Origin of the sequence: Dentiradicibacter hellwigii (assembly GCF_041770905.1) — a bacterium.
In the GTDB taxonomy this organism is placed as follows: Bacteria; Pseudomonadota; Gammaproteobacteria; order Burkholderiales; family Rhodocyclaceae; genus Propionivibrio; species Propionivibrio hellwigii.
Map to the genome: position 1 here is coordinate 461263 of NZ_JBEUWX010000001.1, position 12353 is coordinate 473615.

At 60.8% G+C, this 12353-nt stretch carries 27 protein-coding genes and 1 pseudogene; 27 read left to right on the plus strand and 1 reads right to left on the minus strand.

Annotated features, from left to right (window positions below):
- The first annotated feature begins 3 nt into the window (after positions 1-3).
- The 4 genes from ABCS64_RS02095 to ABCS64_RS02110 are packed head-to-tail and all read left to right on the plus strand — an operon-like array spanning position 4 to position 1448.
- On the plus strand, positions 4-516 hold the full coding sequence (locus ABCS64_RS02095) for a host-nuclease inhibitor Gam family protein (RefSeq protein ID WP_418889922.1): 513 nt from the start codon (positions 4-6) through the stop codon (positions 514-516).
- On the plus strand, positions 517-732 hold the full coding sequence (locus tag ABCS64_RS02100; protein WP_418889921.1) for a hypothetical protein: 216 nt from the start codon (positions 517-519) through the stop codon (positions 730-732).
- Positions 732-1103: a hypothetical protein gene (locus tag ABCS64_RS02105; RefSeq protein WP_418889920.1), complete on the plus strand. Its 372-nt coding sequence runs from the start codon at positions 732-734 to the stop codon at positions 1101-1103. Before ABCS64_RS02100 ends, ABCS64_RS02105 begins: the two co-directional genes overlap by 1 nt.
- 30 nt (positions 1104-1133) lie before the next feature.
- Positions 1134-1448, plus strand: a complete 315-nt coding sequence (locus tag ABCS64_RS02110) for an HU family DNA-binding protein (protein ID WP_418889919.1) — start codon at positions 1134-1136, stop codon at positions 1446-1448.
- Here the strand turns inward: ABCS64_RS02110 and ABCS64_RS02115 are convergent.
- On the minus strand, positions 1442-1621 hold the full coding sequence (locus ABCS64_RS02115; protein WP_418889918.1) for a hypothetical protein: 180 nt from the start codon (positions 1619-1621) through the stop codon (positions 1442-1444). The genes ABCS64_RS02110 and ABCS64_RS02115 overlap by 7 nt on opposite strands.
- 129 nt (positions 1622-1750) lie before the next feature.
- On the opposite strand from ABCS64_RS02115, the gene ABCS64_RS02120 reads away from it, so the two are divergent.
- The 23 genes and pseudogenes from ABCS64_RS02120 to ABCS64_RS02230 all read left to right on the plus strand — a co-directional run bounded on the left by ABCS64_RS02120 (position 1751) and on the right by ABCS64_RS02230 (position 12231).
- Positions 1751-2287 carry a TRM11 family methyltransferase gene (locus ABCS64_RS02120; protein ID WP_418889917.1) on the plus strand — a complete coding sequence of 179 codons (537 nt, stop codon included), beginning with the start codon at positions 1751-1753 and terminating at the stop codon, positions 2285-2287.
- Between the two features lies 1 nt (position 2288).
- Positions 2289-2543, plus strand: coding sequence for a hypothetical protein (locus tag ABCS64_RS02125; RefSeq protein ID WP_418889916.1), 255 nt, complete (start codon positions 2289-2291; stop codon positions 2541-2543).
- A gap of 4 nt (positions 2544-2547) precedes the next feature.
- Positions 2548-3090, plus strand: coding sequence for a hypothetical protein (locus ABCS64_RS02130; RefSeq protein ID WP_418889915.1), 543 nt, complete (start codon positions 2548-2550; stop codon positions 3088-3090).
- Positions 3091-3092: 2 nt separating this feature from the next.
- On the plus strand, positions 3093-3554 hold the full coding sequence (locus ABCS64_RS02135; RefSeq protein WP_418889914.1) for a phage protein GemA/Gp16 family protein: 462 nt from the start codon (positions 3093-3095) through the stop codon (positions 3552-3554).
- Complete coding sequence (locus tag ABCS64_RS02140; RefSeq protein ID WP_418889913.1) at positions 3547-3987, plus strand: Mor transcription activator family protein; 441 nt, start codon at positions 3547-3549, stop codon at positions 3985-3987. Before ABCS64_RS02135 ends, ABCS64_RS02140 begins: the two co-directional genes overlap by 8 nt.
- 116 nt (positions 3988-4103) lie before the next feature.
- Positions 4104-4298: a hypothetical protein gene (locus ABCS64_RS02145; RefSeq protein WP_418889912.1), complete on the plus strand. Its 195-nt coding sequence runs from the start codon at positions 4104-4106 to the stop codon at positions 4296-4298.
- Positions 4295-4810: a glycoside hydrolase family protein gene (locus ABCS64_RS02150; protein ID WP_418889911.1), complete on the plus strand. Its 516-nt coding sequence runs from the start codon at positions 4295-4297 to the stop codon at positions 4808-4810. Before ABCS64_RS02145 ends, ABCS64_RS02150 begins: the two co-directional genes overlap by 4 nt.
- Positions 4807-5025 carry a hypothetical protein gene (locus ABCS64_RS02155; RefSeq protein ID WP_418889910.1) on the plus strand — a complete coding sequence of 73 codons (219 nt, stop codon included), beginning with the start codon at positions 4807-4809 and terminating at the stop codon, positions 5023-5025. Before ABCS64_RS02150 ends, ABCS64_RS02155 begins: the two co-directional genes overlap by 4 nt.
- Positions 5022-5531, plus strand: a complete 510-nt coding sequence (locus ABCS64_RS02160; RefSeq protein WP_418889909.1) for a hypothetical protein — start codon at positions 5022-5024, stop codon at positions 5529-5531. Before ABCS64_RS02155 ends, ABCS64_RS02160 begins: the two co-directional genes overlap by 4 nt.
- Positions 5528-5767 (plus strand): TraR/DksA family transcriptional regulator, encoded by a 240-nt coding sequence (locus tag ABCS64_RS02165; protein ID WP_418890273.1) that lies wholly within the window; start codon positions 5528-5530, stop codon positions 5765-5767. The genes ABCS64_RS02160 and ABCS64_RS02165 overlap by 4 nt, the downstream gene beginning before the upstream one ends.
- Positions 5764-6207, plus strand: a complete 444-nt coding sequence (locus ABCS64_RS02170; RefSeq protein ID WP_418890274.1) for a hypothetical protein — start codon at positions 5764-5766, stop codon at positions 6205-6207. The genes ABCS64_RS02165 and ABCS64_RS02170 overlap by 4 nt, the downstream gene beginning before the upstream one ends.
- On the plus strand, positions 6207-6458 hold the full coding sequence (locus ABCS64_RS02175; RefSeq protein WP_418890275.1) for a hypothetical protein: 252 nt from the start codon (positions 6207-6209) through the stop codon (positions 6456-6458). The genes ABCS64_RS02170 and ABCS64_RS02175 overlap by 1 nt, the downstream gene beginning before the upstream one ends.
- 2 nt (positions 6459-6460) lie before the next feature.
- Complete coding sequence (locus tag ABCS64_RS02180) at positions 6461-6619, plus strand: DUF1804 family protein (RefSeq protein ID WP_418890276.1); 159 nt, start codon at positions 6461-6463, stop codon at positions 6617-6619.
- Complete coding sequence (locus ABCS64_RS02185; RefSeq protein WP_418890277.1) at positions 6600-6944, plus strand: DUF1804 family protein; 345 nt, start codon at positions 6600-6602, stop codon at positions 6942-6944. The genes ABCS64_RS02180 and ABCS64_RS02185 overlap by 20 nt, the downstream gene beginning before the upstream one ends.
- Before the next feature lie 12 nt (positions 6945-6956).
- Complete coding sequence (locus ABCS64_RS02190; RefSeq protein ID WP_418889905.1) at positions 6957-7148, plus strand: hypothetical protein; 192 nt, start codon at positions 6957-6959, stop codon at positions 7146-7148.
- On the plus strand, positions 7148-7408 hold the full coding sequence (locus tag ABCS64_RS02195) for a hypothetical protein (RefSeq protein ID WP_418890278.1): 261 nt from the start codon (positions 7148-7150) through the stop codon (positions 7406-7408). Before ABCS64_RS02190 ends, ABCS64_RS02195 begins: the two co-directional genes overlap by 1 nt.
- Before the next feature lie 398 nt (positions 7409-7806).
- Positions 7807-8073, plus strand: a complete 267-nt coding sequence (locus tag ABCS64_RS02200) for a hypothetical protein (protein WP_418890279.1) — start codon at positions 7807-7809, stop codon at positions 8071-8073.
- Positions 8057-8371 carry a hypothetical protein gene (locus ABCS64_RS02205; RefSeq protein WP_418890280.1) on the plus strand — a complete coding sequence of 105 codons (315 nt, stop codon included), beginning with the start codon at positions 8057-8059 and terminating at the stop codon, positions 8369-8371. The genes ABCS64_RS02200 and ABCS64_RS02205 overlap by 17 nt, the downstream gene beginning before the upstream one ends.
- Positions 8372-9459: 1088 nt before the next feature.
- Positions 9460-9585, plus strand: coding sequence for a phage portal protein family protein (locus tag ABCS64_RS02210; protein ID WP_418890301.1), 126 nt, complete (start codon positions 9460-9462; stop codon positions 9583-9585).
- Positions 9537-9809 (plus strand): annotated as a pseudogene (locus ABCS64_RS02215) (phage portal protein family protein); the annotation flags it as partial. The gene ABCS64_RS02210 and the pseudogene ABCS64_RS02215, both read left to right, overlap by 49 nt.
- A gap of 71 nt (positions 9810-9880) precedes the next feature.
- Positions 9881-10840 carry a phage portal protein family protein gene (locus ABCS64_RS02220; protein ID WP_418890281.1) on the plus strand — a complete coding sequence of 320 codons (960 nt, stop codon included), beginning with the start codon at positions 9881-9883 and terminating at the stop codon, positions 10838-10840.
- A 3-nt stretch (positions 10841-10843) separates the two neighbouring features.
- A complete protein-coding gene (locus ABCS64_RS02225; protein WP_418889898.1) occupies positions 10844-11848 on the plus strand; it encodes a phage head morphogenesis protein in 1005 nt (334 codons plus the stop codon).
- On the plus strand, positions 11830-12231 hold the full coding sequence (locus ABCS64_RS02230) for a PBECR2 nuclease fold domain-containing protein (RefSeq protein WP_418890302.1): 402 nt from the start codon (positions 11830-11832) through the stop codon (positions 12229-12231). Before ABCS64_RS02225 ends, ABCS64_RS02230 begins: the two co-directional genes overlap by 19 nt.
- Positions 12232-12353 lie beyond the last annotated feature (122 nt).

Below are 12353 nucleotides of genomic sequence, written 5' to 3' on the forward strand. Positions count from 1 at the left end.
CACATGAGAAAGACCAAAACCGCCGCGATTGTCCATGCCTGCCAGTCACGCGAGCAGACGATTGAGGCTATCAGCGAGTTAGGCGCGGCCCAGCGCGAGCTGCTGCGTCTCAACACTGAGATCAACGACGCGCTGGCCGAGGCTACGGCCATGCGTCAGGACAAGATCGACGCGCTCAAACAACGTATCGAGGGGCTGACTGAGGGTATCGCCACCTGGTGCGCCGCCAACCGCGCGGCGCTATGTCCGGGCGGCGGCAAGACCGCCAACCTCGTGACCGGCGAGGTCTCGTGGCGGCAGCGCCCGCCGTCGGTGTCGATCCGGGCGGCGGACAAAGTGCTGGATAAGCTGCGCGCCCTCGGCCTGCATCGGTTTATCCGCACGGCGGAAACGCCAAATAAAGAGGCGATGCTGGCCGAGCCGGCCGCGGTTGCGGGCATCGCAGGCATCAGCATTGTTACAGGCGTTGAGGATTTTACGATCGCGCCCTTTGAGGTCGATATACAGGAGGCATAAATGACAAGCCAGCCAAACACACAAGCGCCAAAGGCGACGATCACGATCACTGAGGGCGCAGATGGCATCATCCGGATTAACTTGCGCTGCACACCGCGCTGCGATCCCGACGACCCTCATCTGGTGCATGTGACAGCCTTACGCATGGTCAATCTCGTATATCAAGATGGGGGGAAGATTGTCAGCGCTGGCGTCGCGCCCAAGGAGGACGAGTGATGGACGACACCCGCGACATGCGCCGCCGCATTATCACAACAGCCGTTAAAAGGGCGTTGCTCAAAGATCGCCCCGAACTTGACGATGCGGCGCTGGCAGGCGCGATGATTGAGGTGATTATCTCCACGCAAGACACCTCGCCCACTAGCCTGCCGCTCATGTTTTGCATCCTCACCGAGCTGGCCGGGCGTGTCATCAAACAACTGCCTGCGCCGACGCGGTGCGATGACAACGGCAGGCCGCTTTATAACGTGACCGAGGCTGCGCGCGCCCTCGGCCTCACTGACGCCGAGACCGACCGGGTACGTGACTATCTGCGTGATAAGGGCGTACAGAGCGCTGACCCAGCGCAGACCCACACCCTCAACTAACCCGTTTTTAACCCAAAAAAGGAGAGCAATATGAAAAATGAGAAACACTTAAAACTGACGCAAAACGATTTTATCAGCGCTGTTGCCGAGATGAGCAGCACCTCAAAAGTCACTGCAAAGCAGGTCATTAACGCGGCATCTTACGTTATCAGCCAATCACTGCGTGAGGGCTGTGAGGTGCCGTTTTCGGGGCTCGGCAAATTCTCGGTGCGCGAGCGTGCAGCGCGCACCGGGCGCAACCCCGCAACGGGCGAAACCATGACCATCCCCGCCAAAAAACAACCCAAATTTACGCCAAGCGCCACGTTAAAAGCGATGGTCGCAGGGCAAGAGGAGGATCAATGATGGGTGATTTTAAATACGGCGTACTGGCCGATTTTTTGGGCGAGCACTGGTCCCGTTTTGTCGGTTTTGCCAACCAGCACGGGGTAAGCGAGGACGAGTGCGAGGCGCTCATCAAAGCCCTGGAGCAACAGGCTGGCAGATAGCCGGTTCGACGGCGCTTGGATTAACGCCAAGCGCCGTCCGGCAGGCTGTTTAACGAGGAGGACAAACAATGACAGACGCAAATCTGATTGATTTTGTGGTGTGGTGCGCGCTGCCGCTGTGCATCGCGCTGATCGGCTGGATGATGTCGGAGTAATAACGTGGACAAATCGGTTGTCAGTGCGCATCAGCCCATACTCGACCCCTGTTGCGGCAGCCGCATGATGTGGCTTGATCGTAAAAATCCGCGGGTAATTTTTGGTGACATCCGCCGCCAAAAAATTACCGTCACGGATAGGAGTCATGGCAATCCTGACGGCACGCGCATACTGATGATCGAGCCGGATGTACTGCTGGATTTTAGGAGCCTGCCGTATCCGGACGGGCAATTTAGGCTAGTGGTTTTTGATCCGCCGCATCTTGTCCGCGCCGGCGCAAAAAGCTGGCTGGCCGCCAAATACGGCAAGCTATCGGATAACTGGCGTGATGACATCAGACAGGGGTTTGCCGAGTGCCTGCGCGTGCTCGGGCACGGCGGCATCCTGATTTTTAAGTGGAGCGAGGCGCAGATAAAAGTAAAAGATGTGCTGGCGCTGTGCCCGGTTGAGCCGCTGTTTGGACACATTAGCGGCCGTAAGGGATTAACGCATTGGCTCGTATTTATGCGGCATATGGATACGGATGGAGATGGGGAGTGACATGGGTAAATCGATTATCTACACACATAAGGGTTGGTTTGGGCTGTGCCCGATCTACCTTGCCGAGATTGACTCTCCCGCGCCTTATTGCGATCCGCGGCACTGGTCGCTCGCCTGGCTGATGACGGTGAGCGATGCAATCTACGGCCTTTGTTTTTGGCTTTGCAGCTGCATCAACCCGGATTATGAGCCGGCCTGGCCGTTGTTTGTCAGCGCCCCCCTAAAAACCCCGATCATCCGTACCCGCGAGGATTGATGACATGCAAGAGCGACCCATCCTTTTTTCGGCGCCGATGGTGCGCGCCATCCTGGGCGGACATAAGACGCAGACGAGGCGACCAGTCAAACCAATGAAGCACCCGTATGGAGAGTGGTTATCTGTTGAGGAGGTTGTCGGCGAAATAAAAGCGGGGACGGGTGCTGTAAATTGCCCGCTTGGTCGCAAAGGCGACCGGCTATGGGTGCGTGAGGCGTTCCACTCCTATCACTGGGATGTCCCTCGCGTTGTTTATCGTGCGGACGGCGAACATCGGCGGGTGCGTACGCAATTTATGACGTACGAAGTGGGGCGCTGGACGCCATCAATCCACATGCCGCGCTGGGCTAGCCGGATCAGTCTGGAAATCACCGGCGTGCGTATCGAGCATCTACAGGACATTAGCGCGGCGGACTGCCTGGCAGAGGGCGTAGCGCCAACCGACGACCCGGTCGCCGAGTACCGCAGCTTTTGGGAGGCCCTCTACGGCGCCGGATCGTGGGCCGCAAACCCGCACGTGTTTGTAATCGAGTTTGTGAGGGTGTGACTATGGCATCTGCTATCCGCACGGCTGACGCGCTGCGCAAAAGCGAGCTCGCCAAAATCCACATCTGCAAGGCACAGCTTAAGCTGGATGATGCCGCCTACCGCGACCTCGTCATGTCGGTCTGCGGCGTTAAATCGGCCTCAAGCCTCGACGCGCTGGGCCGTAAAAAATTGCTTGATCATATGGCCTCGTGCCTCAAAGCGTCAGGCATCGATCCGTATCCGGGCGCAAAGCGCCTGCCGACACGGCACCGACCGCTGGCGCAGAGCAAAGAGGCAATCGAGGCCAAAATCGCCGTGCAACTTAAAACCCTCGGCCAGGGCTGGCCGTATGCCTACGCAGTAGGCCGGCGCATCTATCCGCAGGTCTCGCGCTTTGAGTTTTTGAGCCTCGCACAGCTTGGCAAGGTCTCAAGCGCGCTTGAGCGCACCATCCGCTATAAGGAGCGTGCCGCCCATGACTGAGCGTGCGTGCATTAACGCTGCGGCCAACGACGATCCTGTCGATAACGTCGATCTGGGCTTATTGCCCGGCGCGCTGCGCGAGATTGCCGAATTGATCGGCCTGCCGGCGGCATTGACGCTCTCGCGCGTCTATGGCGGGCGGCGTCTGTATGTCCCGCGTCGTTACGATCCTGAGCATCCGCTCGTCAAACTGCTGGGACACCAGGCCGCCATCCGGCTGATCGACAATTACGGGGGGCTGGAGCATTTTGACGTGCCTATGGCCGCATCCTTAACCCGTGAGCTGCGCAACCGCGCCATCCGCCGCGACCGCGCGCGCGGCGACTCGTGTAGTACACTCGCTCGTCGTTACCAGATGACCGAGCGCACCATCTGGACCATCCTCGCCCAATCCACGGCCGAGGATGCGCCGCGCCAGGCGGCCTTGTTCTGATCGCGCCGGTGAGTCTGCCGGCGCATCTGCTCCCCGCTCTCCCGCACCAAATAATACTATCCCCCTGACGGCCGCCCGCCTTATCCGGCCTTGCGCGCGCGCGTAATCTCTCGCGCATGGACACCACCACACCAAACACCAGGCGGCGCTGCGGGACGTGCCGCCATTACGACGCCTCAACGCTTGCCGGATACGGCTATTGCCGTGTTGCGCCCGACTGCGAGGCCCGCGCGCGTCTCTGGCGCAATGACACGCCCTGCACGCTCACGCACGCCCATCATGACGCCGCACAACAAGGAGGTGCGCAATGAGCCGCAACCGCATTGTTATGGCCGCGCTCTCGCTCTCGGCTGCTGGCTTTGCCGCGCTGGTGGCGACTGAGGGGTTTATCGGCACAGCGCGATCGCCTGTGCCCGGGGATGTGGCCACCGTTGGTTTTGGCAGCACGCGGCATGCTGACGGCACGCCGGTTAAAGCAGGCGAGACGATCACGCCGACGGCAGCGGTAGAGCTTGCCGTGCGCGATGTGGCCGTCAAAGAGGCGATCCTCAAAGACTGCATCACTGTCCCTCTGCATCAGTACGAGTATGACGCCTATGTCTATCTCTCGTATAACGTGGGGGCGACCGCAGTTTGCCGCTCAAGCATCCCGCGCAAACTGGCCGCCGGCGACTATGAGGGCGCCTGCGAGACCATCCTTGATTTTAGATTTGTCCAAAAACGCGACTGCTCATTGCCCTGGAACCACGATTTTTGCGGCGGCGTCTGGACGAGCCGTTTGAAATGGACGCGCATCTGTCTGGGGCAGGAGCCGGCGCGATGAGCGGAGCCAGACGGATCGCCAGCAACCCGACCTTGTCGGCCATGCACGCCGGGTGCCTCTCGCGCGAGATCGCCAAGGCCGATAGCCCGGAGGCATTACGAAAAGCCGCGCAAAATCGCATCCCGTATCTCATCGGACGCGATAGAGATCGCCTGCGTGATGAGTATGCCGAGCGCCTGCGCGCGTTAAAGACACGGCCCGGAGGTGCTGTATGAACGGTTTTGTCCTTGTCTTGGCGAGCATCTGCCTCTCCTGCGTGGTCGGCGTAGTGACTGGCTACACATCGGCCCAAAAAGAGTGCAAGGCGCAAATCCTGCGCATTGAGCGCGATGCGCAGGAGGCGCGCGCATCCGCCCTTGAGGCCATTAACGCACGGCTAAAAACCGAGACTGAGCGCGGCGAGAAACTCTCGCAAGAGCTGCTCACCGCCGAATCTCGCCTCACCAAAACCCGAGAGGAGTTACGCAATGAGATCACCCGCTCAACCCGCGGTCGCGCTTGCCTTGATGCTCGCACTGTCCGCCTGCTCAACAACGCCGGCAATCGTCACGCCGGCGCAGATGATGCCCTGCCGAAAACCGCCGGCGCACCTGATGCAGCGCATGGAGCAGCTGCCTCCGATACCGACGTCGCTCAGTGGGCCGCCGAGGTCGGATCGCAATACGAGCTCTGTCGCGCCCGGCTCGACGCCCTGATTGACTACGAGGAGGGACGGCAGTGAGCGACATCATTGATCGCGCATCCGAGCGCGAGGAGTTGTTTAGACGCGCCGCATTGGTGGCGCATAAGGATCGCTATGCCGTCACCGGCACGATGGTCGAGGGCGCGCCGGGCTATTGCCGGTTGTGCGAGGAGATGATCCCGCGCTCGCGCCTGCGTGCGCTGCCGGGCGTGACAACCTGCGTGCGTTGTCAGGAGATTTTGGAGAGCGCGCAAAAACGGGGGGTGGTCAAATGATGATTACGGTAGATATTTGGCAGCTCGTCTCGCTGCTCTTAGGGTTTTTTGGCTGCGTGGCGGGCTTTGGCAAGCTCTTGCTTGCCCAGATTGACAAGCGCTTGGATACGCGCTTTGAGGCGCAGGAGCGCGCGCGCATTGAGGGATCGCAGGGCCTGCGCAAGACGCTCGACGAGCAGCTTGCGATGGGGCGCGCGCATACCGAGCGGCTCGATAAGATGGAGTTTGACATGCGCGAGTCGCTCTCGGCGATGGAGGGACGCTTGTCGCGCGTGGAGTCTGAGGTCAAGCACGGCGTCGGCCAGCGTGATCTCTCCGACATCTATGACCGCATCAACGAGGTGGCCGAGGGCCTCTCCGAGCTGCGCGGCGAGTCGCACGCGGTTGGCGACAACGTGCGCCTCATCCTCAACCAGATCACTACCAAGGGGATGCAGTAATGACCGAGAGCGAGGCAAGACGCCGTAAATCACTGCTCGCCACCATCGCTTTTGAGCCGGCCATCGGCTTAACGCGCCTGCGCGCAGAGCTTGATGTGGTGCACGGCATCGCGGCAAGTCTGGATCTCATCCGTGCGGATATTGACTGGCTCGTCGAGATGGGGCTCGTCCGTTTTAACGGCGAGCTCGCGCAGATTACCGAGCGCGGGCGCGATGTGGCGGCGCTACGCGCCAAGTTTCCGGGGGCGTAAGCATGGCCCACCCCCCGGAAAAACGACTGGAGCTGCGCGCCGCCTACATAGGCGGACTGCCGCTTGAGGTGGCCGCCGATAAAACCGGCGTGCCCTACGGCACGGCGCGTAACTGGTTTAACGCGGCAAAGCGTGAGGGCGATGACTGGGGACAAATTTAGGGCGGCATCGCTCATCGTCGCCGGCGGCGGCATTGAGCAGGCGATGGGGCGCGTGGTCTCCGCCGGTCTCATCCGTTGCGAGGCGCTGCTGGAGCGCATCGACGAGATCAGCGATCCGGCCGAGGTCGTGCAGACCGTGGCGACCTTGGGAGACGCCATCGCTAAGCTGCGTGCGGCCGCCAAAAACCTGATGCCCGAGGCTGACCGCCTGGCGGTCGAGACGGGCGCGATCAAGGGGTTTGTTGATCTGTTTATCAGGCTACACCCGGCGCAGGCCGAGGCCGCCCTGTCGGCGGTTGAAGCGTGGGCGGCGGGGCAACGTTAAGAGGAGAGAGCGATGGAGCTGTTTGTCGGATTTGTCAGCGGGCTGTTATGCCTGGTCGCGTTTGGCGTGGGGATACTTTTAGGCGTGCTTTGTGGCGCGCAGTCGGCCGTCGACCAGACCCTGCGTCAGGGGTACTTTAAGGCTTACGGCAAGCGCTACCGCACCGTTGAGATTATCGATGACAACGCACAAGGAGCGCGCTGATGAGCTTTTTTTTGCTTTGCCTGTGTGACCAGATGGACGCGGTATTAATCGCCCTGTATCGCGCGATTGTGCGCCTCTTGCGCGGCATCTTTTGCGCTGCGCGGCATGTTGCGGAGCATGTCACACGCCCGCGTGCGTTAAGCGCCTGCGGCTACGTCATGGCCTGGGCAACGCTTACCTCAATGGACGTGCGCGAGGCGATGCGTCGCGCTGGCCAGCGTCGCCTATGGCGTCGCACCGGGGGGCGCAAACGGCCATGAGAGGCCAAAAAAACATCCGCCCGCGAGGCGATCAACGATCTTGCCGCCTACGCGGCGCAACTGCGCCAGCGGATTGAGGCCGAGGTTTCGGGTTTTTCGCCGGACCCGGCCGAGCGCGCGCGGCGTATTGCTCAGGCGCGCGAGGATTTTAGGTTTTTTACGCGCGTCTATTTTCCGCATTATGTGCGGAGCCCGGCGGAGTCGGAGCTGCACAAATACCTCTACAAGCTCCTGCCCGAGATCGTGGGACAAATCAAAAGCGCCGCCGATGCCATCGCCGCGCCACGCGGAGAGGCTAAATCGACGCTGGTCTCTCAGTTATTTGTCCTCTGGTGTCTGGTCACTGGCCGCAAACGCTACCCGGTCATTGTCATGGATAGCATCGATCAGGCTATCCGATGCTTGAGGCGATCAAGGCCGAGCTTGAGTTTAACCCGCGATTGATGATGGATTTCCCCGACGCGACCGGTCGAGGGAGCATCTGGAACGCCGGCACGATCATCACGCGCAGCAATGCCAAGGTGCAGGTGTTTGGCTCGGGCAAAAAAATGCGCGGTCTGCGCCACGGCCCGTATCGTCCCGACCTTTGTGTACTTGATGACATCGAGAACGACGAGCAGGTGCGCAAACCCCGAGCAGCGCGACAAGTTGGAGAGCTGGCTTAAAAAAACCGTGCTGCCATTAGGCGGCGCGGATGCCAAATACGATGTGGTCTACATCGGCACCATCCTGCACTACGACTCGGTGCTAAACCGCACGCTGAGTAATCCGATGTGGCGCACCGCCAAGTTTAAGGCGCTCATCCGCTGGCCGGACAATATGGCCCTGTGGGACGCCTGGGAGGAGCGATTGCGCAACGAGGGCGAGGCGGGGGCCGAAGCGTTTTTACGCGCTCCACCGCGAGGCGATGGACGCGGGGGCTCTAGTCTCCTGGGCCGCGGCGCCCCCTCGAAGTCCTTATGAAAATCCGCGCCCGTGACGGGCATGACACGTTTGACAGCGAGTATCAAAACGACCCGGTCGCCGGCGACAATGCGCCCCTTTGCAAACTGCATCCAGTTTTGGGTGAGTCGCCTTAACGACTGGCTCTTTTACGGGGCGTGCGACCCGTCCCTGGGCAAAGCGGGGGCGAGCCGCGACCCCTCGGCCCTGCTTGTCGGCGGCTTTAATCGGCTCACGGCGGCATCCTGGATGTCGTCGAGGCACAAATTAAAAAGCGCCTGCCCGACCCGCATTCATTGAGGATGTGATTGCCCTGCAGCGCGAGTATCGCTGCCTTCGTCTGGGCCGTTGAGGCTGTGCAGTTTTCAGGCGTGTTTTTGTTTTCGGAGCTCGTGCCGCCGCTCCGCCATTCTTGGCGTGCCGGTGCCGGCTAGGGCCGGTTACGCCCCACCACCGACAAAATTCCTGCGTATCGAGTCACTCCAGCCGCACATTAAAAACGGCCTCATCCGCCTGCATCCCTCGCAATACAACGCTGATTGAGCAGTTTACGGCATTTTCCTAAGGGCCGACCACGACGACGGGCCCGGATGCGCTGCATCATGCTCTGGGAGCTCGGCCTCAAGCGGCGCCGGGCAAACGAGCGAGATTTATCAGCATACCGCGCCGGGCATCGTCCCTTGATGACGATTACCCGCGCGCATCAAGACGGATGATTTAAACGATGGCTACTACCACAAAAATCCTTGACCAAGTACGGCAACCCGTTGATATGCGGATGCTGGCGCGAGCCGCAGACCAGCCGCATCAGCACGCTGGATAACGAGTATTTAACCGGCATGCTTGAGGGTATCACGCCGGGCGCGTCTGGCCGATGCATTGCGTGAGGCCGATGCCGGGCAACCTCATTTGCCCAGCACCGCATCTTTGCCGATATGGAGGAGCGCGACGCGCACCTTGCCGCCGAGATGGCCAAGCGCAAATTAGCTCTACTGCTTGACCTGAGTGGAGCATTGGAGCCCGCCGCGCAACGCGACCGCGCCGCGGAAAAGCCAACGCCGAATGGCTGACCGAGACAGTATCGTCCGCCCGTCGATCCGATTGAGGATCTGATACTCGCGTTAATGGACGCGGTGGGACATGGCTTTGCGCCGGTTGAGCTTGAGTGGCGCAGTGACCACGGCGAGTGGCTGCCTGCCATGCAATCCGCGCCCGCAGGAGTGGTTTTGCCTTAACTCCACGCGGCGCGAGCTGCGCCTGTGCGATCTCTCCGTCGACGGCGGCACCGCTTGCCCCGTTTGGCTGGATCGTTGCACACGCACGGCAAAGCCAAAACCGGGGTATCTCCGCCCGGATGGGGCTGCATCGCGTGCTCGCCTGGCCGTTTGTGTACAAAACTTACGCAGTCGGGGATTTTGCCGAGCTCCTGGAAACCTTTGGCCTGCCGATTATTACCGGCAAATACTATTCGCGGCGCCGATCCGGAGGCCAAGGCGAGCCTCTTGCGCGCCGTAACCGCATTAGGGCACGATGCGCGCGCGATCATGCCCGCCGACATGCAGATCGAGATCGCCAAAATCTCAGGCGGCGGGCGATGCGACGCCGCACATGGCGATGGTCGATTGGGCCGAGCGATCCGAATCTAAAGCCATCCTTGGCCAGACGATGAGCGCCGAGACCAAGGCCACCGGCATCGGCTCGGGCAATGCGGCAACTGCACCGCGAGGTGCGCGAGGACATCCTTGCCCGCCGATGCGCGGCGAGATTGCAGCAACAATTACACGCGATCTCCTCTATCCGCTGCTCGCGTTAAATCGCGGCGGCGTCGGATGGGACTGGCGCCGCTGCCCGCGCCTGGTATTTGACACAGGCCGCAGTGAGGACATTAAGCAATACGCCGAGGCATTGCCCGCGCTCGTCAATATCGGCATGCAGATCCCGGCCGACTGGGCGCATGACAAGCTGCGCATCCCTCGCGCTAACAACGACGAGGTCGTTTTACGCGCGCAAACGGGTATGGGTGAGGATAATGGCGCGCCGCAACCGACCGGATCGGCTGACCCTGCCAATCCGGCAAAACTCTCCGCGCAGATGGCGTCCGCTCCCGGCTGGTACAACTGGCATCAAGCCTGGGCATCGTGCCATCGCCGGGCGCTGGCCACCGCTCGGCAGCTTGAGCGCGACCTCAAATCCGGTGAGTTTGACGGCCTCATTAATGCGCAAACGAGTCTGGACGACTCGCTTGATCGCGCCATTGATGAGAGTATCGACTGGGATGCTATCGTTGATCCGCTGCTCAAACCCGTCCTTGATGCACTGCAAAACGGCATGGCGCCGGAGGAGGCGCTCATCGAGATGGCGAGCTGGTATCCGGAGATGGATGACAAAGCGCTTGAGGAGCTCTTTGCCCGCGCCCTCTTTGTTGCCGACATCTGGGGGCAACTCTCCGCGCAGGAGGATGATCTCCCTGCGCCACAGGAGGCGCGTTAAACGATGGCCGCCATTGATCTCTCTGCCGTCTTTGGCCTGCCGCCAGAGGAGGCTATCGCGTTTTTTAGGAGCAAAGGGTACCGGATCACATGGGACTGGTTTGACAACTGGCGCGAGGCTCACGACCGCGCATTTACGGTCGCCAAGCTCGCTCGCCTGGACATCCTGCAGGACATCCGCGCAGGGCTTGATCAGGCGCTCGCCGAGGGCAAAAGCGAGCACTGGTTTGTCAAGCAGCTAACCCCCGTCCTGCAACAAAAGGGATGGTGGGGCAAAAAAATCGTCGTCGGCGAGGACGGTCAGGCCGAGGTCGTGCGCGAGGGCAGCCCGCAGCGACTGCGGACGATATTTCGGACCAACATGCAAACCGCCTACGCCGCTGGGCGCTGGCGCGCGTTTATGAGTAACGCTGCCGACCGTCCGTACCTGCAATACGTCGCCATCATGGACGGGCGCACCCGCCGCGCTCATGCGGCGCTGCATAACAAGGTCTTCCCGGTCGACTCGACCGCCTGGCGGCTGATCGCGCCGCCTAACGGCTTTAACTGCCGCTGCACCGTGCGGGCGCTCTCCGAGTACAACATCCGCCAAAAAGGGCTGCACGTTGAGCGTGATGTGCGCATCGTCGGGTACGAGGAGCCGAGCAAAAAAGCGACCGACAAGCGCACCGGCGAGATTTACCGCGACAAGCTCATCCGGCGCGGCATCTCAATCCCCGATCCGGATAATCCGGGCAAGCGCCTAACATTTATCCCCGACCAGGGCTGGGACTACAACCCGGGCGCGCGCTGGGTCAAATCATTTACGCCGACCCCGCTCGACAACCTGCCGACGACGTTTCCGGCGAGGATGGCGCTGCCCGATGTGCTGCCGCCGACGCCGGTTCCGGCCTCGCGCCTGTTACCGGACGGCCTCACAGACCCGGAATATGCCAAGGCGTTTTTAGCCGAGTTTGGCGCGACATCGGTCAGGGCGTGGTGTATCGGGATGTGGCGCAGGGGGCGTTAACGATCAATGAGGATTTGTTCCAAAATTTTGCCGGAGAGTGGAAGGCCAGTAAAAACGGCCGCGGCCCGTATATGCGCTTGCTTGCCGACGCGATCAAAGCCCCGGATGAAATCTGGTTGCACTGGGAAGAGTCCTTTATGGAACCGGGCAAAATGCTCCTCAAGCGCCGTTACATCAAAAGCTGGGTAATTGGCGAGGGGGACGACACACAGTATGGACTGTCAGTGTTTGAGGCAGGTAAAGGCGAATGGTCGGGATCGACGGTAATGGCCGTAAAACCCAATAGATTGCACGAGCAGCGCCGTAAATATATCGAGGATCAGCGTGAGGGGTTTTTGCTTTATCGGCGTCGACCGAAAGCGGAAGAAGTGTCCGGGCAATAAAAAACCCCAGCGCCGACTCGCCGGGGTTTACTGTGCGGCTCCTTTGGACGCTGCAGGTTCGGGAGCGATTGTATGGCGCAATCAGCTTAACCACAGCATAGGATTAAAACCCACGTTATGGC